Here is a 24,228-nt window from a genome sequence, read left to right on the forward strand (position 1 = left end):
TCATGTTTGCCACGACTGCGTGGCATCAGCTGGCGCAAAGATTAGCCGTGTGATGAATGAGGTGCAACCGGGTGCAACCCTTTTTTTACGGGAATAAACGGCAGTTCGTCAGGAAAAAAATTCCACTGCGCCATTACCGCATTGCCTTGGTGCTTTTTGGATGGATAGACGATCATTCTTGCTCCGAAAAGGAGCAAAAACCCTGGTTTGATATAAATTTCCGACTAGGTGCAACTTATTCCCCAGAAATGGGTTGCACCTTATTTGCTTTGTTGCATAGCATTCGCGCCCAAGGTGCAACCAGTCGCAAGACCGGTGTGCCGGCCGATGGCTTTCCTGGGGAAACATCGGTCATAAATGCGCGGGATCCCGGATCGTCTGTCAAATGTCACCGTTTGCCAGCGCTTCACCAGCCGCCGCTACATAAAAACAAAGCCAGGGCATCACTCAATGAGCGTAAGCAATCCAACCCTGATCACGTTCGTGATCTACATCGCAGCAATGGTGCTGATCGGCTTCATGGCCTATCGCTCCACCAACAACCTTTCCGACTACATCCTGGGCGGCCGTAGCCTGGGCAGTGTCGTGACCGCGTTGTCCGCCGGTGCATCCGACATGAGCGGCTGGTTGTTGATGGGCCTGCCGGGCGCCATCTACATGTCCGGTCTGTCCGAGAGCTGGATCGCCATCGGCCTGATCATCGGGGCTTACCTGAACTGGCTGTTCGTCGCCGGCCGTCTGCGCGTGCAGACCGAGCACAATGGCGATGCGCTGACCCTGCCGGACTACTTCTCCAGCCGTTTCGAAGATAAAAGCGGCCTGCTGCGGATCATTTCCGCCGTCGTAATCCTGGTGTTCTTCACGATCTATTGCGCTTCCGGCATCGTGGCTGGAGCTCGTCTGTTCGAAAGCACCTTCGGCATGTCCTACGAGACTGCGCTGTGGGCCGGTGCTGCGGCGACGATTGCCTACACCTTCGTCGGTGGTTTCCTGGCGGTCAGCTGGACTGACACCGTGCAAGCCACGCTGATGATCTTCGCCCTGTTGCTGACGCCGATCATCGTGCTGCTGGCCACCGGCGGCGTCGACACCACGTTCCTGGCCATCGAAGCGCAAGATCCAAGCAACTTCGACATGCTGAAAAATACCACCTTCATCGGCATCATCTCGCTGATGGGCTGGGGCCTGGGCTACTTCGGCCAGCCGCACATCCTGGCGCGTTTCATGGCGGCCGATTCGGTGAAGTCGATCGCCAAAGCCCGTCGCATCTCCATGGCCTGGATGATCCTGTGCCTGGGCGGCACCGTGGCTGTCGGTTTCTTCGGTATCGCCTACTTCTCGGCCAACCCGGCCGTGGCCATGCCGGTCAGTGAAAACCATGAGCGTGTGTTCATCGAACTGGCCAAAATCCTCTTCAACCCATGGGTTGCCGGCGTTCTGCTGTCGGCCATCCTGGCTGCCGTCATGAGCACCCTGAGCTGCCAGTTGCTGGTGTGCTCGAGCGCCCTGACCGAAGACTTCTACAAGACCTTCCTGCGCAAATCCGCTTCCCAGGTTGAACTGGTCTGGGTCGGCCGCGCCATGGTGCTGCTGGTTGCCCTGATCGCCATCGCCATGGCGGCCAACCCGGAAAACCGTGTACTGGGCCTGGTGAGCTACGCCTGGGCAGGTTTCGGTGCCGCATTCGGTCCGGTCGTGCTGATCTCCGTGATCTGGAAAGACATGACCCGCAACGGCGCACTGGCTGGCATCCTGGTCGGCGCGATCACCGTGATCGTCTGGAAGCACTTCGAACTGCTGGGCCTGTACGAAATCATCCCTGGTTTCATCTTCGCCAGCCTGGCGATCTACATCGTCAGCAAGCTGGGCACGCCGACTGCTGGCATGCTGCAGCGCTTTGCTGCGGCTGAGGCGGATTTCCGTCTGAACAAGTGATGGGGATGAGCTGAGGCTCTAACCTTTCGCAAAAACGGCCCGTCTCCTACAGGAGGCGGGCCGTTTTTTTTGGGGGGGAGGCTTACGAAATTTCCGGGCAAGGTCCTAGGACGTTTCCTTCAAGATGTATCGGTTTCCATGAACTGGTGGTGCTTGGATTTCATGGATAGTCTTTGGTGGTCACTGACAATTCAGTGATGGGGTGTAGGAACCCGTTAAGACCATGAGAAACGCTTTGGCGTCGACAACTGATTTGCGGCCACTAACGTGCGCCCGTAAGATCTGTTGCGGCGGCTGTGCGCGGGCACGCTTCGGCGTGGTCGAGTTGTCTGGTCTCGATATTCCTACCCCGCGTATGGCTGCCACCCAAGCCTGTAGGAAGGCCGATGGTAGCCCCGCTTCTACCAGAGGTTAAAAAATGAAAACGACTCATCTAGATCCACCCTACGAAAAGCCGATCCCCCATCCCGACAACCGCTTCATGGCATTGACCAGCAACTGCACCGACATGCCCACGCTGTTCGTCGACACCCACGCGCCACTCGACATCCTTACCGATGCCGCAAACTACAGAATCCGCGCAGTTACCCAAGTGCTTGAAAATCTGTCGATGCGCGGTTCTATCGAGTGCGAGTCCTTCATCCTCAGCGACTTTGCCTTGCTCTGCGCCATTCCGTTGCGCGATGGCTGTGACGTGCTGGATGTGGTTGGGCGGCGGTTGCGGGCGCGGCCTTCGGCAGGGCTGTAGGCGTCGTCACAAGATCAAGATCAAAAGATCGCAGCCTTCGGCAGCTCCTACAGGTGTCAGAGCCATTTTGCGCGATCGCTGTAGGAGCTGCCGAAGGCTGCGATCTTTTGACGTTGAGGGCCACTCAGCCGCGAGCCCCTGACTTGCCGCCCAGTAAAAGGTAAACTTGCCGGCCTTCGCAGGAGCAACCATGAATTATCGCCACGCCTTCCATGCCGGCAATCACGCCGATGTGTTCAAACACCTGACCTTGACCCGCCTCATCGCCCTGATGTCGCGCAAGGAGCAGCCGTTTGCCTATCTCGATACGCACGCCGGCATTGGCCTGTACGACCTCCAGGGCGATCAGGCCAGCCGGACCGGTGAGTATCTGGAAGGCATCGCGCGTTTGTGGGATCAGCCGGATCTGCCGATCCTGACCGCCGATTACATGCAGGTGTTGCATGAGATGAACCCGGACGGCCAGTTGCGCTTTTATCCGGGCTCACCGGAGTTGGCGCGGCGCCTGACGCGCCCGCAGGACCGCGTGTTGCTCAACGAGAAGCATCCGGAAGATGGCGTGCTGCTCAAGGACAACATGGCCGGTGATCGTCGGGTCAAGGTGCATCTTGGCGAAGGCTGGCATGTGCCGCGGGCGTTGCTGCCGGTGCCGGAGAAGCGTGCGGTTATGTTGATCGATCCGCCCTTCGAAAAACTGGATGAGATGCAGCGCTGCGCCGCGGCCTTGAAAGAGGCGGTTGGGCGGATGCGCCAGACTGTGGCGGCGATCTGGTACCCGGTTAAGGATCAGCGTGCGTTGCGTCGTTTCTATCAGGACCTGGCCGGTACCGGTGCGCCGAAGTTGTTGCGGGTCGAGCTGCTGGTGCATCCGCTGGATACGCCGAACAGCCTCAACGGCTCCGGTCTGGCCATTGCCAATCCGCCGTGGGGGCTGGAGGAAGAGTTGCGTGAGTTGCTGCCGTGGTTGTCCGAGAAGCTTGGGCAGACCCAGGGCGGGTGGCGGATGGATTGGTTGATCGCCGAATGAGGCGATGATCGTTCCCACGCAGAGCGTGGGAACGATCGGTCAGTGGTCAGATCGGGCAGGTCACGCCGGTGCCGCCAATGCCGCAATAGCCTTCAGGGTTTTTCGCCAGGTACTGTTGGTGGTACGCCTCGGCGAAATAGAACGTCGGCGCTTCGTCGATTTCGGTGGTGATGATGCCCTTGCCGGCCTTGGTCAGTTCGACCTGGAACACCTGTGCGCTTTTTTTCGCGGCTTCCAGTTGGGTCGGGTTGGTGGCGTAGATCACCGAGCGATACTGGGTGCCGAGGTCGTTGCCCTGGCGCATGCCCTGGGTCGGGTTGTGCAGTTCCCAGAACATCTTCAGCAGCGCTTCGTAGCTGACTTTCGCCGGCTCGTAGACCACCAGCACGACTTCGCTATGGCCGGTCAAGCCGGAGCAGACTTCTTCGTAAGTCGGGTTCGGGGTGAAGCCGCCAGCGTAACCCACGGCCGTACTGACCACGCCTTCACGCTGCCAGAACTTGCGTTCCGCGCCCCAGAAGCAGCCAAGGCCGAAGATCGCGAAATCCACATCCATCGCGAATGGACCCAGTAGCGGGGCGTCGTGGACGAAGTGTTTTTCCGGCACGGTCATGGGGGTTTCGCGGCCAGGCAGAGCTTGTTCTTTTGTTGGGAGCACGTTTTTGTTCACCAGAATTTCCGAGCGCAGAACCATCGTCAGTCCTCTCAGTCGTTGGAATAATCAGAAATGCAGTTTGCCCGAGTGTTGACGCGATGTCAGGCAATCGGGCCGCGCGGATAGCGTTTGAGCTTGTCGATCAGGTCGAGGCCCGGGATCGGTTGGTCGAACAGGTAGCCCTGGCCGACGTCGCAACGGTGGCGACGCAGGAAAGCCAACTGCTCGGCGGTCTCGATGCCTTCGGCCACGACCTTGAGTTTAAGGTTGTGGGCCATGGCGATCACCGCGGAGGTGATTTCCATGTCGTCCTGGTTATCCGGGATTTCGTGAATGAAGCTTCGATCGATCTTGATGATATCGATGGGGAATTTTTTCAAGTAACTGAGCGACGAGTAACCGGTGCCGAAGTCGTCCATGGCCAGGGTCAGGCCCAGGCGCTTGAGCTGGTCGAGTTGCAGGCGAGTGTCTTCGGTGGCTTCCAGAAGCAAACCTTCGGTCAGTTCCAGCTCCAGCAAGCTCGCCGGCAGCGCTTCCTCCTTGAGGATGTTGGCGATGGACGCTACCAGGTCCGGGTCGGAGAACTGCTTGGGTGACAGGTTGATCGCTACCTGCAGGTTGCCCAGGCCGGCGGCGCTCAGCGCTTTGCTCATGCGGCAGGCCTGGCGGGCGATCCATTTGCCGATCGGAATGATCAGGCCGGTTTCTTCGGCAACACTGATGAACTGGTCCGGGCGGATCATGCCCTTTTCCGGGTGGTTCCAGCGCAACAGCGCCTCCATCCCCAGCAGGCGACCGCTGCGCAGGCAGAGCTTGGGTTGGTAGAACACGTCCAGTTCGTTCTGGGTCAGGGCGCGGCGCAGGTTGTTCTCGACGAACAACTTGTAGCTGGCTTCGGCGTTCAGGGCCTCGGTGAAAACCTGCACCTGATGTTTGCCGTTGGCCTTGGCCTTGTGCAGGGCCAGGCCGGCGTTACGCATCAGGGTCTGCGGGTCTCGCCCATGCAGGGGCGCGCAAGCCAGGCCAACCGAGCCGGTCACGCTGATCAGCTGGTTGTCGACGAACATCGGTTTGTCGAGGGTCGTGAGCAATTGGTTGGCGACCTGCTGCCCGAGTTCAAGGCCAGTGTTGTCGAGCAAGACCGCGAACTCGTTGCTGGCAAACCGCGCCAGGCTGCCGCCCGGGTTGAGGCTGTTGCGCAGGCGCCGGGCCAGGCTGATCAGCAGCTTGTCGCCGGTCTGGTGGCCGAGGCTGTCGTTGATCCGCTTGAAGTTGTCGATGTCCACCAGTAGCAGGCTGATAGGCGCGTCGCTGTCGCGGGCGAAGCGTTCATCGAGGTTGCGGATGAAAGCCGGGCGGTTGCCGAGGTTGGTCAGGTTATCGGTGTAGGCCAGGCGCTCGATGCGTTGCTGGGCGAGCTTGGTCTGTGTGATGTCTTCGTAGATACCGATGTAATGGGTCAACTCGCGGTTGTCGCCATAGACCTTGGATATCGACAACTGACCCCAATAGGGTTCGAGGTTTTTGCGCCGACTCTTGAATTCCCCCTGCCAACTGTTGCTCATGGCCAGCGCCGAGGGCGCGTCGAACAGCAGTTCACTGAGGTTCTCCAGTGCCGGCAGTTGCGCCAGGCGCTGGCCGTGGACTTCTTCGGTGGTGTACTGGGTGATCGCCGTGAAGCTTGGGTTGACGTACTCGACGATGCCATCGCAATTGACCAGCAAAAAGGCGTTGGCGCTTTGCTCGACCGCACGCTGGAACAGATGCAGGGCGCTGGTGGCGGTGCGTCGATTGTGATTACTGATGACCTGGGCGAACTGATCCGCCAGCTCGCCAGCGAAGGCGATTTCGTCCTGCTGCCAGGCGCGGGTCGCGCCGGTTTGCTCCAGGCACAACACGCCGACCACCTGGCCGTCGACTCGAATGCTGGCATCGAGCATCGCGTTGACATCACGCGAGCGCAGGCTTTCGGCGATTTCCCGGGTGCGCGGGTCGCGCATGGCGTTGTGGGCGTCGATGGCGCGACCGGTATGCAGGGCGTCGAGGTAATCGGGGAAACCGCTGGCGTCGATCGGCGCCGGCAGCAGGTATTCCTGGGTTGAGCGGTGGTAGGCCGAGATGGGGGCCAGCATCGATCCTTCCAGGTGCCAAAGACTGGCACAGTCGATCTGGTAAATCTCACAGGCGCTACGGGTGATCAGTTCGGCGGCTTCCTGCAGGGAATTGTTGCTGCTGTAGCGCTGGCGGGTCAGCAGCAGGATAAGGTCCTGCTGGGCACGGACCCGATCCAGATGCTGCAATTGTTCCCGCTGGGCGCGCTGATTGAGTTCGAGGGCGATTTGCAGGCGCGAGTTCTGGGTTTCGAGATCCAGCGCTGGCAGCAGTGGGTCATCCTCGAACAGGCCGTCGATGACCAGCAGGTAGCCGCGCAGCAGATGTCGATTGTGTTGTTTGTAGGCTTCACCCAGCTCCAGCAGGTTCAACGCGCCCGAGGCGGTGTGCAGGGTGTAGCGGATCAGATAGTGGGTGCTCTCGCTCAACTGCGCCTGAATCGCGTCATGCAGCTGATAGCGTGCTTGCGGCTCCATCAGGCTGGCGTAGGGCGAACCGACCAGGGCGCACAATTCCACGGCCGGCAGGCCGAACTGGCGTTCGCAATTGGGATCGAGAAACAGCAGTGCCCAGCTTGGTTCGTTCAGCCGTTCGAAACGCAGCATGCCGAGCCGCGAGGGCACAGGCAACTGCGTCACTACCTCGGCCACCATACGGCTGGCGGCATCGGGTTGGCTTTTCATGGAGGGGACTCGCTTCGAATTTGCTGATCGCGCCGGGCTCTCGCCCTCTTTATTGTTGCCTGCGGCAAGGTTGCATCATTGCGACACTGACTGACAAGAGAGATGAAGGCCAAGTGCTATAAGAATATGTCGGCAGAGGAGAAGATTTCTCCAGCACGCGACTAAAAGATTGGATTGAGCCGAAAAGATCGCATCCTGTAGGCGCTGCCGCAGGCTGCGATCTTTGCTTTTTAATGCAGCGAAATAGCGATCGATTGCAAAAGGCCGCCATCCCGGTCGTGATATCGCACGTGAAGCTGTTCCGTATCGACGATCACATGCGCGAAGTTATCCTGGCTGATGACCTTGCCCGTCAATTCGTGCCGATAATTGCCTTGAGCGGTTCGCGCGAGCGGCTGATCCAGCAGGAAGGTAGACGCTTGCGCATAGGGCAGCAGTTTGCTGTTGCACAGGGGCGAGGAGACGATGGTATGAACTTCAAACGCCGGGTCCTCGCTGTGGGTCAGGCGGCTGATCAGTGAACCATGGACGTCGCCTGAAACGATAAAGACATTCTTGATCGCGTGTGCCCGAATGGTTTCCAGCAGCCGTAGTCGTTGATCGGGGAAACCTTTCCAGGCGTCATTGTCCGGGCGTTTGCTGTCGGGGTAGAACATGACGCTGGTGACCACGAATTTGACCCGGGCCGAACTGTTGATCAGCCATGTGCACAAGGCCTGCTCCTGCTCGATATCGAGGATGCGTCGGTCGCTGGCTGCAAGATTGCGCCGTGTTCGGCTGTCGGTGACAAACCACTCGATATCGCCATCGGCGAACAAGTACCAGTATTTGTCCAGCTTCCTGTTGATTTGGCCATCGGCGCAGAGTGGGTGTGACGGACCATGGCTGGCCTGGTAGATCTCATAGGCGTTTATCGCATTGGCATATAGGAAGCCATCGGACTTGTTTCTGTTGGCCGGCCAATTGTCTTCGATCTCATGATCGTCCAGGATCATGTAAGTCGGCAGATTGGACATTAACTTTGCGATGTTTGGCTGGGAAAAAGCCACGCGATACTTGAGAAGAATATCCTTGAGCTCGCGGTCCGGAGCAATGAGGTTCAAGTCATCGACATAGATCTGGTCGCCGGTCATCAGCATAGCGCTGATAGGCGGATCGGCCTGCTCGGCCAGTCTTGAGATTGTCGCGAACATCCTGTCACCCAGATGCGGTTCGGCGGCAATGCCTGCGGTGAGGCGTAGATAGCGACAAGAACCCACGACATAGGCCCTGGATTTTCCTGCCTGGTTCGAGCGGGTACGCAGGCGATGAATCCGCCCTGGCCATTGCAAGCTCAGTTCCTGCATTGCCTCGGCAGAGCACACAGGCTGCATCGCGCTGAACCATCCAGCCTGATATTCATACACGGTGTCGGCAGCCAGGTCGCTGAGAGCCAGGACGGCGGACATGTCCCGGGCTTTCTCGAGTTCAGCGAAAATTCCGTTTGACCAATGCTCGTCATCGAGTTGCCGATAGCGAATGCCGGCGAATGCATGGGCGTCTTTACTTGATTCTCCACGCAAGAATATACGTGCATGGTTCGTGGTGGTGTGGCCAATGATTGGCCCGACAGTTGGTTTGAACATATTCGAATCCATTCGGTTTTTAATCAATTGGCTTTAAATGGCCTTGCAGGCAAGGCTAGTTATTTGGCCTTGAAAAATACCGGGCGGAAATGGATTCGACTTGTGGGGGATATCAGCCACAAATGTAGGAAAGTATCTGTTGAGGTTAGAACGCCGGACAAAAAAAGCCCCGCCAAATTGGCGGGGTTGAGGTACGAGCGTGGCGCTCGGAAAACGTGAAACGCGACAGGCCCTCCCGTGAAGGAGGGCCCGCCGGTGTTACAGCAGGATGGTGCGGATATCCGCCAGCAGGTCGCTCAGACGCTTGGTGAAGCGTGCAGCAGCGGCGCCGTTGATCACACGGTGATCGTAGGACAACGACAGCGGCAGCATCAGTTTCGGCTGGAAGGCTTTGCCGTCCCAGACTGGCTGGATGGTTGCCTTGGAAACACCGAGGATCGCCACTTCCGGCGCGTTGACGATCGGCGTGAAGCCGGTGCCGCCAATGTGGCCGAGGCTGGAAATGGTGAAGCAGGCGCCTTGCATGTCGTCAGCGGTGAGCTTCTTGTCGCGGGCCTTGGCGGCCAGCGCAGCGGCTTCGGCTGCCAGTTGCAACAGGCTCTTCTGGTCAACGTTCTTGATGACCGGTACGAGCAGGCCTTCAGGGGTGTCGACGGCGAAGCCGATGTTCACGTATTTCTTGCGGATGATCGCTTTGCCGCTTGGTGCCAGCGAACTGTTGAAGTCCGGCAGCTCCTTGAGCAGATGCGCGCAGGACTTGAGCAGCAGCGGCAGGATGGTCAGCTTGACGCCGGCCTTCTCTGCAACGGCTTTCTGAGCGATACGGAACGCTTCCAGCTCGGTGATATCAGCCGAATCGAACTGAGTCACGTGCGGGATGTTCAGCCAGCTGCGGTGCAGGCTCGACGCACCGATCTGCATCAGGCGGGTCATCGGCACTTCTTCGATTTCACCGAAGCGGCTGAAGTCCACGACCGGAATCGGCGGGATACCCGCGCCGCCGGTTGCGCCAGCAGCAGCGGCGGCCGGTGCTTCCTTGGCCTTCTGCATCATGGCCTTGACGTATACCTGCACGTCTTCTTTCAGGATGCGACCGTGCGGACCGCTGGCGCCGACAGCGCTCAGCTCGACACCGAATTCACGGGCCAGTTGGCGTACGGCCGGGCCTGCGTGAACCTTGGCGCCAGGCTTGGCTGGAGCAGCAGCCGGAGCGGCTGCAGCAGGTGCGGCGGCAGCAGGAGCAGGAGCAGCGGCTGGCGCAGGCGCGCTCGCAGCAGCGGCAGCAGGTGCCGGGGCAGCAGCAGGCGCTGCGCCTTTGACTTTCAGCTTGAGGATCAGGTCGCCGGTACCGACTTCGTCGTCCAGCTTGATGGAAACGCTTTCCACCACACCAGCGGCAGGCGATGGGATTTCCATGCTCGCCTTGTCGGATTCCAGGGTGATCAGCGACTGATCGGCTTCAACCGAGTCACCGGCCTTGACCAGCACTTCGATGATCTTGGCCTTGCCCGCCGAACCGATGTCCGGAACGTGGATGTCCTGAACGCTGTCTGCAACGGGAGCAGCAGGAGCAGCTGCCGGAGCAGGCGCAGCGGCAGGTGCAGGAGCGGCAGCCTGGGCAGGCGCGGCGGCAGGTGCAGCAGCACCGGCCACTTCCAGGTCCAGGATCAGGTCGCCAGTGCCAACTTCGTCATTGAGCTTGACGCTGATGGCCTTGACCACGCCAGCGGTAGGCGACGGGATTTCCATGCTCGCCTTGTCGGATTCCAGGGTGATCAGCGACTGATCAGCCTCGACGGTGTCGCCGACCTTGACCTGGATCTCGATGATCTGGGCCTTGCCCGACGAGCCGATGTCCGGCACGTGCACTTGCTGTACCGAAGCGGCAGCCGGTGCAGCAGCTGGAGCTGCCGGCGCTGGAGCTGCCGCAGGAGCAGGTGCAGCTGCAGCTTTTGCAGCAGGCGCAGGGGCAGCCGCTGGAGCCGCAGCAGCGGCGCCTTCGACTTCCAGCTCCAGCAGTTCGTCGCCCTCTTTCAGGCGATCGCCCAGCTTCACTTTCAGGCTCTTGATGATGCCGGCCTTCGGCGCAGGCACTTCCATGCTCGCCTTGTCCGACTCAAGTGTCAGGATGCTCTGGTCAGCTTCGATGCGGTCGCCGACCTTCACAAACAGTTCAATTACTTCACCTTCACCGCTGCCGATGTCAGGTACGCGAATGAGTTCGCTCACAGAATCTCTCCTCAGCAGTCCAGTGGGTTGAGTTTTTCCGGGTTGATACCGAACTTGGCAATGGCTTCAGCCACAACCTTAGGTTCGATGTCACCACGGTCAGCCAGTGCTTCCAGGGCTGCCAACACCACGAAATGACGGTCGACTTCGAAGAAATGACGCAGTTTCTTGCGGCTGTCGCTGCGGCCAAAACCATCGGTACCCAGGACTTTGAATTCCTTGGACGGTACCCACTGACGGATCTGCTCGGCGAACAGTTTCATGTAGTCGGTAGAGGCGATGACCGGACCTTTGCGGCCATTCAAGCACTCTTCCACGTAGCTCAGCTTAGGCTTCTGGCCAGGGTGCAGACGGTTGGTGCGCTCAACGGCCAGGCCGTCGCGACGCAGTTCGTTGAAGCTGGTAACGCTCCACACGTCGGCGCCGACGTTGAACTCTTCACGCAGGATCTTCGCCGCTTCACGCACTTCACGCAGGATGGTGCCGGAGCCCATCAGCTGAACGTGGTGTGCCGCTTCGCGGTTGTCTTCCTCGAGCAGGTACATGCCCCGCTTGATGCCTTCTTCGGCACCGGCCGGCATGGCTGGCTGCTGGTACGACTCGTTCATCACGGTGATGTAGTAGAAGACGTCCTGTTGCTCTTCGGTCATCTTCTTCATGCCGTCCTGGATGATCACCGCCAGCTCATAGCCGTAGGTTGGATCGTAGGTACGGCAGTTCGGGATGGTGGCAGCCAGCAGGTGGCTGTGACCGTCTTCGTGTTGCAGGCCTTCACCGTTCAAGGTGGTACGGCCGGCGGTACCGCCGATCAGGAAGCCACGGGTACGGCTGTCGCCAGCGGCCCACGCGAGGTCGCCGATACGCTGGAAGCCGAACATCGAGTAGAAGATGTAGAACGGCAGCATTGGCTGGTTGTGGCTGGAGTACGAAGTACCGGCAGCGATGAAGGAGCTCATGGCGCCCGCTTCGTTGATGCCTTCCTCGAGGATCTGGCCCTTCTTGTCTTCCTTGTAGAACATCACCTGGTCTTTATCGACTGGCTCGTAGAGCTGGCCGACGGACGAGTAGATGCCCAACTGACGGAACATGCCTTCCATACCGAAGGTACGGGCTTCGTCCGGAATGATCGGCACGATGCGTGGGCCGATTTCCTTGTCCTTGACCAGCTGCGCGAGGATGCGCACGAAGGCCATGGTGGTGGAGATTTCACGGTCGCCCGAGCCGTCCAGGATAGCCTTGAGGGTATCGAGTGGTGGAGTCGGCACGCTGAAGCTTTGCGCGCGACGCTGCGGCACGAAGCCACCCAGTGCGGTACGACGCTCGCTCAGGTAGCGGGCTTCGGCGCTGTTTGGCTCAGGCTTGAAGAACGGCAGGTTCTCCAGTTCTTCGTCCTTGACCGGGATGTCGAAGCGATCGCGGAACAACTTCAGGCTGTCGACATCGACTTTCTTGGTGTTGTGCGCGGTGTTCTTCGCTTCGCCGGCACCGGTGCCATAACCCTTGATGGTCTTGGCCAGGATGACGGTAGGTTGTTCTTTGTGGTTGACCGCTTCGTGGTACGCCGCGTAGACCTTGTACGGGTCGTGGCCGCCACGGTTGAGTTTCCAGATCTCGTCGTCGGACAAGTCTGCAACCATCGCCTTGAGTTCTGGCGAGTTGAAGAAGTGTTCACGTACGAACGCGCCGTCTTTGGCCTTGTAGTTCTGGTACTCGCCGTCGATGACTTCGTCCATGCGACGTTGCAGGATGCCGTCGACGTCCTTGGCCAGCAGTGGGTCCCAGAAACGGCCCCAGATGACTTTGGTCACGTTCCACTGGGCACCGCGGAACACGCCTTCGAGTTCCTGGATGATCTTGCCGTTGCCGCGAACCGGGCCGTCGAGGCGCTGCAGGTTGCAGTTGATGACGAAGATCAGGTTGTCCAGCTTCTCGCGGCCAGCCAGGGAGATCGCGCCCAGGGATTCCGGCTCGTCGCACTCGCCGTCGCCCAGGAAGCACCAGACTTTTTGCTTGCCGGCAGGAATGAAGCCACGGGCTTCCAGGTACTTCATGAAACGCGCCTGGTAGATCGCCTGGATCGGGCCCAGGCCCATGGATACGGTCGGGAACTGCCAGAAGTCAGGCATCAGCCAAGGGTGCGGATAGGACGACAAGCCCTGGCCGTCGACTTCCTGGCGGAAGTTGTTCATCTGGTCTTCGGTGATGCGGCCTTCCATGAACGCGCGGGCGTAGACGCCTGGCGAAGTGTGGCCCTGGAAGTAGATCAGGTCGCCGCCGTGTTCGTCGGTCGGGGCCTGGAAGAAATAGTTGAAGCCGATGTCATACAGGGTCGCGCTGGAAGCGAAGCTGGAGATGTGACCGCCGAGGTCAGAATCTTTCAGGTTCGTACGCATTACCATGGCCATCGCGTTCCAGCGTACCAGCGAGCGAATGCGGCGTTCCATGAACAGGTCGCCAGGCATGCGTGCTTCGTGGGTTACCGGGATGGTGTTGCGGTAAGGCGTGGTGATGGCGTAAGGCAACTGCGAACCGCTGCGGGTCGCGAGTTCACCCATACGGGTCATCAGATAGTGAGCACGGTCTTCGCCTTCTTTGTCGAGAACCGATTCCAGGGCGTCCAGCCATTCCTGGGTTTCGACGGGATCGAGGTCTTGCATGGCTTGCTCCAGGGCGGAAAGGCTACCAGAATCGGTTGCCTGAGTTAGCGACTGGCCTTGTGGGCAGACGTTATGAATTCTTGGATTGCCGATAGGTTGTTCCGGCGGTGTGTAGTTTTACTACAAATCATCCGGCATTTCAGCCTTGCTAATGTATATACGAGTAGTAAAACTACAGATGAGCGGCTTGTGGCCCCCGGCTGCGTTGTGAGAATAATCGTTAAGGTTGGTCTTTTGCCAACCGAAAAAGGTGAAACCTTGATGTTGGCTGCCAATAAAAAAGAATTTTCAGCTATTTCTAACTTTTGTTCGACACTCCTTCAGGTAGTGGGTATGCGAGATTCACTACATGCAGCCTGTTACACGCCGATCAAGGATAGACCATGAGCCTGCCCCCGCTTGTCGACCTGCCCGCTATTCTCTTGCCGTTTGTCACCCGCGCCGAGCAGTCGTTGCGCGATGCTGTCGAGGCATTGGATGACGACCATGGCCTGTCCACATGGACGCCCGAGCGCTGGGCGCAATTTTCCCGGGTAACCGCCGCCAGCGACTTTGTCACCGAGCAATCGGTGCGCGATCCGCTGATGCTGCTGGAACTGGTGCGCTCCGGTGAACTGGACCGTGGCTATGCCCCCGGCGAGTTATGCGCGCAGATCGCTGCAGCCGTAAATGCCGCCGAGACCGATGAACAACTCGGCCGGGCATTGCGCCGCCAACGGGCGCGCCACCAGGTGCGGATCGTCTGGCGTGACCTGACCCGCCAGGCCGATCTGGTCCAGACGTGCCGCGACCTTTCGGACATGGCCGATGCCAGCATCGACCAGGCCTATCAATGGTTGTACGCACGGCATTGCCAGCAGTTCGGCGTGCCCACCGGCCGGCGCAGCGGCGAGCCGCAGCAGATGGTCGTCCTCGGCATGGGCAAGCTGGGCGCGGTCGAACTCAATCTGTCGTCGGACATCGACCTGATCTTTGCCTATCCCGAAGGCGGCGAAACGGTCGGGGTCAAGCGCCCGCTGGACAACCAGGAATTCTTCATCCGTCTTGGCCAGCGCTTGATCAAGGCGCTGGACCCGATGACCGTCGACGGTTTTGTGTTCCGTGTCGACATGCGCTTGCGGCCCTACGGTTCGTCGGGTGCCCTGGTGTTGAGCTTCAACGCGCTGGAGCAGTACTACCAGGACCAGGGCCGCGACTGGGAACGCTACGCGATGATCAAGTCGCGGGTAGTGGCCGGGGATCAAGTGGCCGGTGCGCAACTGCAAGAGATGCTGCGACCGTTCGTGTATCGACGCTACCTGGACTTCTCGGCGATCGAAGCATTGCGCACCATGAAGCAGTTGATCCAGCAGGAAGTGCGGCGCAAGGGCATGGCCGACAACATCAAGCTCGGCTCCGGCGGCATCCGTGAGGTGGAGTTCATTGCCCAGGCCTTTCAGTTGATTCACGGCGGTCGCGACCTGAGTCTGCAACAACGTCCACTATTAAAAGTACTGAGTACGCTGGAAGGTCAGGGTTATCTCCCGCCAGCGGTGATCAGTGAGCTGCGTGAAGGTTACGAGTTCCTGCGTTACACCGAACATGCGATTCAGGCGATTGCCGATCGCCAGACCCAGATGCTGCCGGACAGTGCTCAGGATCAGGCGCGCATTGCCTTCATGTTGGGCTTTGCCGATTGGCCGGCGTTTCATGAGCGCCTGATGTACTGGCGCGGCCGCGTGGCCTGGCACTTCGCTCAGGTGATCGCCGACCCTGACGAGGAGCAGGGCGCCGAAAACGAAGTGGTGGTCGGTGGAGAGTGGTTGCCGCTGTGGGAAGAGGCTCAGGATGAAGAAGCTGCCTGCCGACAGTTGCAGGAAGGCGGTTTCGCCGATGCCACCCAGGCTCTGAAAGCCTTGGCCAGTTTACGCGGCAGCCCGCAATTGCGCGCCATGCAGCGACTGGGGCGTGAGCGCCTCGACGCCTTTATTCCGCGCTTGCTGGCCCAGGCTGTCGAGCATGCCAATCCGGATCTGGTGCTGGAACGGGTGTTGCCACTGGTGGAAGCTGTAGCCCGCCGTTCTGCTTATCTCGTTTTGCTGACCGAAAATCCCGGTGCCCTGCGCCGCTTGCTGACCTTGTGTGCAGCGAGCCCATGGATCGCCGAACAGATCACCCGCTTTCCGCTGTTGCTCGATGAGTTGCTCAACGAAGGCCGGTTGTTCAAGCCGCCGTTGGCACCGGAGCTGGCCGCTGAGTTGCGCGAACGCCTGACCCGGATTCCCGAGGACGACCTCGAGCAGCAGATGGAGGCCTTGCGCCATTTCAAGCTGGCGCACCGCTTGCGGGTCGCCGCTTCGGAAATCGCCGGCAGCCTGCCGTTGATGAAAGTCAGCGATTACCTGACCTGGCTCGCCGAAGCGATACTGGAACAAGTACTGGCCCTGGCCTGGCGGCAAACGGTCGCCAAGTACGGCACGCCGCTACGCACCGATGGCACCTTGTGCGATCCCGGCTTCATCATTGTCGGTTATGGGAAAGTCGGTGGCCTGGAATTGGGGCATGGTTCGGACCTGGACCTGGTGTTCATCCATGATGGCGATCCACAGGCAGAAACCGACGGGCCGAAGTCGATCGATGGCGCGCAGTTTTTCACCCGGCTCGGGCAGCGGATCATTCACTTGCTGACAGCGCAGACCAACTCCGGTCAGCTCTATGAAGTCGACATGCGCCTGCGCCCGTCCGGTGCATCAGGGCTGCTGGTGAGTTCGCTGGGGGCCTTTGCGCGCTACCAGGAAAATGAAGCCTGGACCTGGGAGCATCAGGCGTTGGTCAGGGCGCGGGTATTGGTGGGTAGCGACGACGTCGGCCGGGCATTCGAGCAGGTTCGCGCAGCGATCCTGGGCAAGGCACGCGACTTGCCGACCCTGCGCCAGGAGGTCAGCGAGATGCGCGCCAAGATGCGCGATAACCTGGGCAGCAAGAGTACCGCGGCCGGCACCGGGGCAAATGCCTTCGAAGCCACAGTGCCCTTCGACCTCAAGCAGGACGCCGGAGGTATCGTCGATATTGAATTTATGGTGCAATACGCGGCCCTGGCGTGGTCCGAAACGTACCCGCCATTGCTGCGCTGGACAGACAATATCCGTATTCTGGAAGAATTGGAGAAGGCCGGGCTGATGCCTGTCGAGGACGCCAGTCTGTTGCGTGAAGCTTATAAAGCTTACCGCTCCGCCGCCCACCGGCAGGCCTTGCAGAAGAATGCCGGGGTGATTCCGGGTGACCAGTTCGCGGACGAACGGCGACAGGTCATGCGGATCTGGCGTGAACTGGGGCTAAGCTGAAACGGGATATTTGATACGCCAATATCCCCTGTAGGAGCGAGCATGCTCGCGATGAATTTGAGAGCGCCGCGGAGTGCCAGACTTGCTGCGTTATCGTTAACGACCATCGCGATCAGGCTCGCTTCTACAGTAGATTTGCGTTGTTCTGTAGAATTTTCGAGGCGGGGAGGCGTAGGCCTCCCCGGTTCGTTTATGGAAACCACATGAAAATTCTGATCGTTGGGCCCAGTTGGGTCGGTGACATGGTGATGGCGCAGACACTGTTTCAGTGTCTCAAGCAACGCCACCCGCAATGCGAAATCGACGTGCTGGCCCCCGAGTGGAGCCGGCCGATTCTTGAGCGCATGCCCGAAGTTCGCCAGGCCTTGAGCTTCCCGCTCGGCCACGGCGCACTGGAGCTGGCGACGCGTCGGCGCATCGGCAAATCCCTGGCCGGCCAGTACGACCAGGCGATCCTGTTGCCCAATTCCCTGAAGTCGGCACTGGTGCCGTTCTTCGCCGGCATCCCCAAGCGTACCGGCTGGCGTGGTGAGTTCCGCTACGGCCTGCTCAACGACGTACGCACGCTGGATAAAGAGCGTTACCCGTTGATGATCGAGCGCTTCATGGCCCTGGCCTACGAGCCAGGCCTTGAGCTGCCCAAGCCTTACCCGCGCCCGAGCCTGCGGATCGACCCGGTGACTCGCGAGGCGGCATTGGCCAAGTTTGGCCTGACCCTCGACCGCCCGGTGTTGGCGCTGTGCCCCGGTGCCGAGTTCGGCGAGTCCAAGCGTTGGCCGTCCGAGCATTACGCCAAGGTGGCCGAAGCGAAGATTCGCGAGGGCTGGCAAGTCTGGCTGTTCGGTTCGAAAAACGATCACGCCGTGGGTGAAGACATCCGTTCGCGGTTGATTCCCGGCTTGCGTGAAGAGTCGGTGAACCTCAGTGGCGGCACCTCGTTGGCCGAGGCCATCGATTTGCTGTCCTGCGCCGATTCGGTGGTGTCCAACGACTCTGGCCTGATGCACGTTGCCGCCGCGCTGAACCGCCCGCTGGTGGCAGTCTATGGCTCGACGTCACCGGGCTTCACGCCACCCTTGGCCGAACATGTCGAGATCGTGCGCCTGGGCATCGAATGCAGCCCATGCTTCGACCGCACCTGCCGTTTCGGCCATTACAACTGCCTGCGCCAACTGATGCCGCAGGCGGTGAACGAAGCCTTGCAGCGTTTGCAGGGCACTGTGGTCGAGGTCAAATAGTTTGCGGGTATTGCTGATCAAGACTTCATCGCTGGGCGACGTGATTCATGCGCTGCCGGCGCTGACCGACGCCTCGCGGGCCATCCCCGGCATCACCTTTGACTGGGTGGTGGAAGAAGGCTTCGCCGAAATTCCGACCTGGCACCCGGCGGTGGGCAAGGTGATTCCGGTGGCGATCCGTCGCTGGCGCAAGAACCTCTGGCAGACCATCAAGAGTGGCGAATGGAAGCGCTTCAAGCAGAGCCTTCGCGCCACGAAATACGATCTGGTCATCGATGCCCAGGGCCTGCTCAAAAGCGCTCTGCTGACCCGGTATGTGAAAGCCCCGGTGGCCGGCCTCGATAAAGGTTCGGCGCGTGAACCCGTCGCCGCGCGTTTCTATAACCGGCGGCTGGCGGTTGCCCGCGGTCAGCATGCGGTAGAGCGGGTGCGTCAGTTGTTCGCCATCGCCCTGGGTTATGACTTGCCCAAGGGGCTGGGTGACTACGGCCTGAGTGTCGAGCGCCTGGTGGAATTGCCGCGCAAGAACCCCTATGTGGTGTTCCTGCATGGCACCACTTGGGACACCAAGCACTGGCCCGAAGCCTACTGGCGCGAGCTGACCGAACGGGTCGGTTACCTTGGTGTGGGCGTGAAACTTCCCTGGGGCAACGGCGCGGAAAAGGCCCGTGCCGAGCGTATCGCTGCCGGCTTCAAGCACGCCGAGGTTTTGCCCAAGCTGAATCTGGCCGGGGTCGGCAAGGTGCTGGCCGGCGCGCAAGCCTGCGTGGCGGTGGACACTGGCCTCGGTCATCTGGCCGCAGCCCTTGATGTGCCAACGCTGTCGCTGTTCGGCCCGACCAATCCGGGCCTGACCGGGGCCTACGGCAAGTCGCAGATTCACATGGCCAGCGATTTCCCCTGCGCACCGTGTTTGCAAAAAAAATGCACTTATCAACCGACGGCCGAAGATGCCAATCGGTTTGACCTGAAACGCGAGTGGCCATTGTGCTTCACGCGTCTGAATCCCGAGCGTGTCGCGAGCCGACTGAGCACGTTGTTACTGGCTGAGGAGCTGCGCTGATGCAATTGGCATTTGTCCTGTACAAGTACTTTCCCTTTGGTGGCCTGCAGCGAGATTTCATGCGCATCGCCCTGGAGTGCCAGAAGCGCGGACACCAGATTCGCGTCTACACGCTGATCTGGGAAGGCGAGGTGCCACCGGGTTTCGAGGTACTCGTGGCGCCGGTCAAGGCATTCTTCAACCATCGGCGCAACGAAAAGCTCAGCGAATGGATGGAAGCGGACCTGGCCAAGCGTCCGGTGGACCGTTTGATCGGCTTCAACAAGATGCCGGGTTTGGACGTCTACTACGCCGCTGACGGCTGTTTCGAAGACAAGGCGCAAAACCTGCGCAATTCGCTGTATCGGCGCTGGGGCCGCTACCGCCATTTCGCCGAGTACGAGCGCGCGGTGTTCGCCAAGGACGCCAAGACTGAAGTGTTGATGATTTCCGAGGTTCAGCAACCGCTATTCATCAAGCATTACGGCACGCCACTGGAGCGCTTCCACCTGCTGCCGCCGGGTATTGCCCAGGATCGTCGCCGGCCGGCGGATGCGGACGAAATTCGCGCCGGGTTCCGCGCTGAATTCAATCTGAAGGACGATGACTTGCTGCTGGTGCAGATCGGCTCCGGGTTCAAGACCAAGGGCGTGGATCGCAGTCTCAAGGCCCTGGCCGGGTTGCCCGCTGATCTGAAGAAGCGCACCCGGCTGTTTGTAATTGGCCAGGACGACCCCAAGATATTCCAGATGCAGAGCGCCACGCTGGGGCTCGGCGACAACGTGACGTTCCTCAAGGGTCGCAGCGATATACCGCGTTTCCTGTTGGGCGCCGATCTGTTGATCCACCCGGCCTACAACGAAAACACCGGCACCGTGCTGCTGGAAGCGCTGGTGGCTGGGTTGCCGGTGCTGGTCAGTGCGGTATGCGGGTACGCCCATTACATCGCCGAGGCCGACGCCGGCCTGGTGCTGGACGAGCCGTTCGATCAAGCCCAGCTGACCCAGTACCTGACCGGTATGCTGAACGACGCTCAAGCAAGGGCGGCCTGGAGCCGCAACGGTTTGGCCTTCGCCGAGACGGCCGACCTCTACAGCATGCCGCAGCACGCGGCCGATGTGATTCTGGCGGAGCACGCTTAAATGAAGTTGATGCTGGCTGAACCGTTCAAGAGCCTCTGGGCCGGACGCGATCCGTTCGCCGAAGTCGAGGGCTTGCAGGGCGAGGTATACCGGGAGCTTGAGGCTCGCCGCACGCTGCGTACCGAAGTGAACGGCAACGGGTTTTTCGTGAAAATCCACCGTGGCATCGGCTGGGGCGAAATCTTCAAGAACCTGCTCACTGCCAAGTTGCCGGTGCTGGGGGCTGGCCAGGAATGGAAGGCCATCCAACGCCTGCAGGAAGTCGGCGTGCCGACCATGACCGCCGTCGCTTATGGCGAGAAGGGCAGCAACCCGGCGGACCAGCATTCGTTCATCGTCACCGAAGAGCTGGCGCCGACTGTCAGTCTCGAAGATTACAGCATCAACTGGATCAAGCAGCCGCCCGAGCCAAAACTCAAGCGTGCGCTGATTGCCGAAGTGGCGCGCATGACCGGCATGATGCACCGTGCCGGGGTAAACCACCGTGACTGTTACATCTGCCACTTCCTGTTGCACACCGACAAGCCGGTGACCGCAGACGATTTCAAACTCTCGGTGATCGACCTGCACCGCGCCCAGACCCGTCCGACGATCACCGCGCGCTGGCGTAACAAGGATCTGGCGGCGCTGTATTTTTCCGCTCTGGATATCGGCCTGACCCGACGCGACAAGCTGCGTTTTCTCAAGGGCTATTTCCAGCAGCCGCTGCGCCAGGTCTTGAGCGAAGAAGCCGGGCTGCTGAGCTGGCTCGAAGGCAAGGCCAACAAGCTTTACGAGCGTAAACAGCGATACGGGGACGCGCTCTGATGGCGGGCTGGAGGCTTGAGCCTGCTTACAACGATCTGGCAGAAGACTTCGGCAGCCTTGATGCCGTGTTTGCGCTGCAAGGTGAGCGCCTGACCCGCGATCCGTTGTCGGAGGTCATTCGCGTCCAGCGCAATGGCGTCAACTATTACGTCAAACGCTACGTGGGGGCGGGCAAGGGCTTGCGGCGCTACTTGGGTAAGCCACGGGTGAAAATGGAGTGGCAAAACCTCAAGCGTTTCGCCAAGTGGGGCATCCCCACCGCCGAGGTAGTGGCCTGGGGCCTGGAGCGGCGTGGTGCGGCCTACGATCGTGGGGCGATGATCACTCGCGAACTGCCACATACAGAAGACCTGTCGGCGCTGGCCGAGCGGCACGATGCGAAACTGGCGGACCGCGCCTGGGTCGACAGCATCAGCCGACAACTGGCCAGCTACACCCGCACAATGCACGAACATCACTTTACCCATAACGATTTGAAGTGGCGCAACCTGCTGGTCGACGATCAGGCCCGCCTGTTCCTGATCGACTGCCCCAACGGTGATTTCTGGAGCGGTTTCTGGCTCAAATACCGAATCACCAAGGACTTGGCCTGCCTGGACAAGGTCGCCAAGTATCAACTGTCGGCTACCCAGCGCCTGCGTTTTTACCTGCAATACCGCCAGTGCAGCCGGCTCAATGCCGCCGATAAAAAGCGCATCCGGCATGTGGTGAGATTTTTCGAGGGACGCGAATGACTGATTTCCTGGCCGCTGAAGACCGTGCGCTGCTTGAGCGCCACGGCCTCGGTACTTTCGATGCGCTCTGGGCCCGGCAGCTCGATGCCGTGGACGAACCCAACACCTTGCGTGGAGGCTGGAGCAGCGTGTTTCGACTGGATCTGGAGGGTCAGGGTTTCTACCTCAAGCGTCAGAGCAACTACCAGATGCATACCTTGCACGCGCCCTTTGGCGAGCCGAGTTTTGCCAGGGAGTTTCGTAACATCAGCCGCTACGAAAAGCTCGGCATTCCAGCGCTGAAAGCGGCGTTTTTCGGTGAGCGCAAGGTCGACGGCGAAGTCCGGGCGATTCTCCTCACTCGCGCCCTGGACGGCTGGGATGACCTGGATTCGCTGCTGCAGCGCTGGTCGGACCTCGGCGAGGCGCAACATGTGGCGATACTTCAAGCCTGCGGAAAACTGGCGCGGCACCTGCACGGCAAGCGTCAGGTGCATGGCTGTTTTTACCCCAAGCATATTTTCCTGTGCGCCACCGGTGACGGCTATCAGGCGCAACTGATCGATCTGGAAAAGACTCGGCCACTGCTGTTCGGCCAGCGGGATCGGGTCAAGGACCTGGAGCCGCTGTTACGTCGGGCGCCGGAATGGAGCGAGGCGCAGCTGCGCATTCTGCTGGCCGCCTATCTGGATCAATCTCAGGACAGCACGCTGATCGATAGCTGGCTGGCGCGCCTGACCGCGCGACGTAGCCATAAGGAGAAGCGCTGATGCATTTGTCCGAGCTGAAAAACGCTGGCCGTCAGCCGAGCCTGCCCATCAGTCTTTCACTGGCCGATGCTGCCGGGCCGGCGCAGTTGCAGTTGCTGACCCTGTTGCGGGTATTGCCTGGACAGCGTTATGTCGGTGCCGGTGTCTGGCGCGGTCGGCCAGTGCTGGCCAAGTTGCTGGTTGGCAACAAGGCAGCACGGAATTTCCAGCGCGAGTTGGACGGCGTGCGATTGCTCTCCGCCCAAGGCCTGACCACGCCACTCCTGTTGGCTGATGGCCTGAAGGAAGGCGAGGGTGGCTGGCTGCTGTTTGAGTTCCTTGAGGGTGCCCAGAGCCTGGGCGATGCCTGGCAGCAGGTGGAAGGCCTGCCGGTGCTGGCCGACGAGCAGTCAGCCGTGCTGGCGCAAGCCTTGGGTGCGATCGGCCAGATGCATCGCAAAGGTTTGTGGCAAGAAGACCTGCATCTGGACAACCTGTTGCGCCAGGGCAATCGACTGTATTTGATCGATGGCGCCGGGATCTGCAGCGAAACGGCGGGCCAGCCACTCTCGCGCCAGAAGGTCCTGGAAAACCTCGGGGTGTTTTTCGCCCAGTTGCCCAAGTCGCTGGAGCCGTTCACCGAAGAATTGCTGGTGTACTACCTGCTGAGCAACGGCGAGCATGCCCTACCCATGGAGGCGCTGCAAAAACAGGTCGACAAGGTTCGCAGCTGGCGCCTGAAGGACTTCCTGATCAAGACCGGTCGCGAATGCACGCTGTTCAGCGTCCAGCGCGGTGCGTTCGGCTTGCGGGCGATCCGTCGCGAGGAAGAGGCGGCAATGCTACCGGTATTGGCCCAGGCTGATGCCTTGCTGGATCAGGGGCATCTGTACAAGACCGGCGGCGCGGCGAGCGTCGGCAAGGTTGAGGTGGACGGACGTACGCTGGTGATCAAGCGCTACAACATCAAGGGTTTCGCCCACTGGCTCAAGCGCTTCTGGCGCCCGAGCCGTGCCTGGCACTCCTGGCGCGAGGGCAATCGCCTGGCATTCCTCGGCATCGCCACGCCCAAGCCGCTGGCGGTGCAGGAAAAGCGTTTTCTCGGGTTGCGCGGTCGTGCCTATCTGATCACCGAGCATCTGCCGGGGCCAGACATCATCGAGCGATTCGCGCCGTACATTGATAGCGGCGATGCTCCTGAGACCGAGTTGCTGGCGCTGGATCACCTGTTCGCCGAACTGATTCGCGAGCGCATCAGCCACGGCGACTTCAAGGGCCACAATCTGTTCTGGCAGCAGGATCGTTGGGCGCTGATCGATCTGGATTCGATGTGCCAGCATGGCTCGCTCGCCAGCTTCGCGCCGGCGTATGCTCGGGATCGGGCGCGGTTCATGCGTAATTGGCCCGAGAATAGCGCGCTCTATCAGGTCATCGATCAGCGTCTACCCAAGGACGTCTCTGGCGCTGCCTGAACCCCTTCGAGAGATTAGCGGACAAGTTCCTGCGAACGGTCCTACATGATTTTGAGAAGCCATGAACTGTG

General features: G+C 60.3%; 17 protein-coding genes. 11 read left to right on the forward strand and 6 right to left on the reverse strand.

Features of this window, described 5'->3' with window-relative positions; genetic code table 11:
• Nucleotides 1-41 precede the first annotated feature (41 nt).
• Entirely contained in the window at nucleotides 42-176 is a 135-nt protein-coding gene (locus PG5_RS34765; RefSeq protein WP_020796203.1) for a hypothetical protein, read from the reverse strand.
• Nucleotides 177-450: 274 nt separating this feature from the next.
• Here PG5_RS34765 and putP point away from each other — a divergent pair, with 274 nt between their 5' ends.
• The 3 genes from putP to PG5_RS06010 all read left to right on the forward strand — a co-directional run bounded on the left by putP (nucleotide 451) and on the right by PG5_RS06010 (nucleotide 3,710).
• Nucleotides 451-1,935, forward strand: coding sequence for a sodium/proline symporter PutP (gene putP, locus PG5_RS05995; RefSeq protein WP_033044748.1), 1,485 nt, complete (start codon nucleotides 451-453; stop codon nucleotides 1,933-1,935).
• Nucleotides 1,936-2,353: 418 nt separating this feature from the next.
• Nucleotides 2,354-2,683 (forward strand): hypothetical protein, encoded by a 330-nt coding sequence (locus PG5_RS06000; RefSeq protein ID WP_020796205.1) that lies wholly within the window; start codon nucleotides 2,354-2,356, stop codon nucleotides 2,681-2,683.
• Nucleotides 2,684-2,873: 190 nt separating this feature from the next.
• Entirely contained in the window at nucleotides 2,874-3,710 is an 837-nt protein-coding gene (locus PG5_RS06010; protein WP_020796206.1) for a 23S rRNA (adenine(2030)-N(6))-methyltransferase RlmJ, read from the forward strand.
• 46 nt (nucleotides 3,711-3,756) lie between these two features.
• Here PG5_RS06010 and msrA read toward each other — a convergent pair whose 3' ends face one another.
• From msrA to aceE, 5 genes are all read right to left on the reverse strand, one after another.
• Nucleotides 3,757-4,404, reverse strand: coding sequence for a peptide-methionine (S)-S-oxide reductase MsrA (msrA, locus tag PG5_RS06015; protein WP_020796207.1), 648 nt, complete (start codon nucleotides 4,402-4,404; stop codon nucleotides 3,757-3,759).
• 62 nt (nucleotides 4,405-4,466) lie between these two features.
• Nucleotides 4,467-7,160 (reverse strand): bifunctional diguanylate cyclase/phosphodiesterase, encoded by a 2,694-nt coding sequence (locus tag PG5_RS06020; RefSeq protein ID WP_020796208.1) that lies wholly within the window; start codon nucleotides 7,158-7,160, stop codon nucleotides 4,467-4,469.
• Nucleotides 7,161-7,390: 230 nt separating this feature from the next.
• The gene (locus PG5_RS06025) at nucleotides 7,391-8,785 is read right to left on the reverse strand and encodes an alkaline phosphatase D family protein (protein WP_020796209.1); all 1,395 of its coding nucleotides are present in this window, start codon (nucleotides 8,783-8,785) and stop codon (nucleotides 7,391-7,393) included.
• A 258-nt stretch (nucleotides 8,786-9,043) separates the two neighbouring features.
• On the reverse strand, nucleotides 9,044-11,014 hold the full coding sequence (aceF, locus tag PG5_RS06030; protein WP_020796210.1) for a dihydrolipoyllysine-residue acetyltransferase: 1,971 nt from the start codon (nucleotides 11,012-11,014) through the stop codon (nucleotides 9,044-9,046).
• 11 nt (nucleotides 11,015-11,025) lie between these two features.
• Nucleotides 11,026-13,671, reverse strand: coding sequence for a pyruvate dehydrogenase (acetyl-transferring), homodimeric type (gene aceE, locus PG5_RS06035; protein WP_020796211.1), 2,646 nt, complete (start codon nucleotides 13,669-13,671; stop codon nucleotides 11,026-11,028).
• A gap of 383 nt (nucleotides 13,672-14,054) precedes the next feature.
• Between aceE and glnE the strand changes: the two genes are divergently transcribed.
• From glnE to PG5_RS06075, 8 genes are all read left to right on the forward strand, one after another.
• Complete coding sequence (glnE, locus tag PG5_RS06040; RefSeq protein ID WP_020796213.1) at nucleotides 14,055-16,994, forward strand: bifunctional [glutamate--ammonia ligase]-adenylyl-L-tyrosine phosphorylase/[glutamate--ammonia-ligase] adenylyltransferase; 2,940 nt, start codon at nucleotides 14,055-14,057, stop codon at nucleotides 16,992-16,994.
• 203 nt (nucleotides 16,995-17,197) lie between these two features.
• On the forward strand, nucleotides 17,198-18,232 hold the full coding sequence (gene waaF, locus PG5_RS06045; RefSeq protein WP_020796214.1) for a lipopolysaccharide heptosyltransferase II: 1,035 nt from the start codon (nucleotides 17,198-17,200) through the stop codon (nucleotides 18,230-18,232).
• 1 nt (nucleotide 18,233) lies between these two features.
• On the forward strand, nucleotides 18,234-19,295 hold the full coding sequence (waaC, locus tag PG5_RS06050; RefSeq protein WP_020796215.1) for a lipopolysaccharide heptosyltransferase I: 1,062 nt from the start codon (nucleotides 18,234-18,236) through the stop codon (nucleotides 19,293-19,295).
• Complete coding sequence (locus tag PG5_RS06055; protein ID WP_020796216.1) at nucleotides 19,295-20,416, forward strand: glycosyltransferase family 4 protein; 1,122 nt, start codon at nucleotides 19,295-19,297, stop codon at nucleotides 20,414-20,416. Before waaC ends, PG5_RS06055 begins: the two co-directional genes overlap by 1 nt.
• Complete coding sequence (gene rfaP / locus PG5_RS06060; protein WP_020796217.1) at nucleotides 20,417-21,223, forward strand: lipopolysaccharide core heptose(I) kinase RfaP; 807 nt, start codon at nucleotides 20,417-20,419, stop codon at nucleotides 21,221-21,223.
• Entirely contained in the window at nucleotides 21,223-21,957 is a 735-nt protein-coding gene (locus PG5_RS06065) for a lipopolysaccharide kinase InaA family protein (RefSeq protein ID WP_020796218.1), read from the forward strand. Before rfaP ends, PG5_RS06065 begins: the two co-directional genes overlap by 1 nt.
• The gene (locus PG5_RS06070) at nucleotides 21,954-22,706 is read left to right on the forward strand and encodes a lipopolysaccharide kinase InaA family protein (RefSeq protein WP_020796219.1); all 753 of its coding nucleotides are present in this window, start codon (nucleotides 21,954-21,956) and stop codon (nucleotides 22,704-22,706) included. Before PG5_RS06065 ends, PG5_RS06070 begins: the two co-directional genes overlap by 4 nt.
• A complete protein-coding gene (locus tag PG5_RS06075) occupies nucleotides 22,706-24,157 on the forward strand; it encodes a lipopolysaccharide kinase InaA family protein (RefSeq protein ID WP_020796220.1) in 1,452 nt (483 codons plus the stop codon). Before PG5_RS06070 ends, PG5_RS06075 begins: the two co-directional genes overlap by 1 nt.
• Nucleotides 24,158-24,228: the final 71 nt, after the last annotated feature.

The sequence above is a fragment of the Pseudomonas sp. G5(2012) genome (genome assembly GCF_000408945.1).
Classification (GTDB): Bacteria; Pseudomonadota; Gammaproteobacteria; order Pseudomonadales; family Pseudomonadaceae; genus Aquipseudomonas; species Aquipseudomonas umsongensis.

Bases quoted from the DNA above. Each gene is read 5' to 3' on its own strand.
- msrA (WP_020796207.1), bottom strand. From the start codon at position 4,404: ATGGTTCTGCGCTCGGAAATTCTGGTGAACAAAAACGTGCTCCCAACA.
- putP (WP_033044748.1), top strand. From the start codon at position 451: ATGAGCGTAAGCAATCCAACCCTGATCACGTTCGTGATCTACATCGCA.
- PG5_RS06000 (WP_020796205.1), top strand. From the start codon at position 2,354: ATGAAAACGACTCATCTAGATCCACCCTACGAAAAGCCGATCCCCCAT.
- PG5_RS06075 (WP_020796220.1), top strand. From the start codon at position 22,706: ATGCATTTGTCCGAGCTGAAAAACGCTGGCCGTCAGCCGAGCCTGCCC.
- PG5_RS34765 (WP_020796203.1), bottom strand. From the start codon at position 176: ATGATCGTCTATCCATCCAAAAAGCACCAAGGCAATGCGGTAATGGCG.
- glnE (WP_020796213.1), top strand. From the start codon at position 14,055: ATGAGCCTGCCCCCGCTTGTCGACCTGCCCGCTATTCTCTTGCCGTTT.
- PG5_RS06025 (WP_020796209.1), bottom strand. From the start codon at position 8,785: ATGTTCAAACCAACTGTCGGGCCAATCATTGGCCACACCACCACGAAC.
- waaF (WP_020796214.1), top strand. From the start codon at position 17,198: ATGAAAATTCTGATCGTTGGGCCCAGTTGGGTCGGTGACATGGTGATG.
- rfaP (WP_020796217.1), top strand. From the start codon at position 20,417: ATGAAGTTGATGCTGGCTGAACCGTTCAAGAGCCTCTGGGCCGGACGC.
- aceE (WP_020796211.1), bottom strand. From the start codon at position 13,671: ATGCAAGACCTCGATCCCGTCGAAACCCAGGAATGGCTGGACGCCCTG.
- PG5_RS06065 (WP_020796218.1), top strand. From the start codon at position 21,223: ATGGCGGGCTGGAGGCTTGAGCCTGCTTACAACGATCTGGCAGAAGAC.
- PG5_RS06070 (WP_020796219.1), top strand. From the start codon at position 21,954: ATGACTGATTTCCTGGCCGCTGAAGACCGTGCGCTGCTTGAGCGCCAC.
- PG5_RS06055 (WP_020796216.1), top strand. From the start codon at position 19,295: ATGCAATTGGCATTTGTCCTGTACAAGTACTTTCCCTTTGGTGGCCTG.
- PG5_RS06010 (WP_020796206.1), top strand. From the start codon at position 2,874: ATGAATTATCGCCACGCCTTCCATGCCGGCAATCACGCCGATGTGTTC.
- PG5_RS06020 (WP_020796208.1), bottom strand. From the start codon at position 7,160: ATGAAAAGCCAACCCGATGCCGCCAGCCGTATGGTGGCCGAGGTAGTG.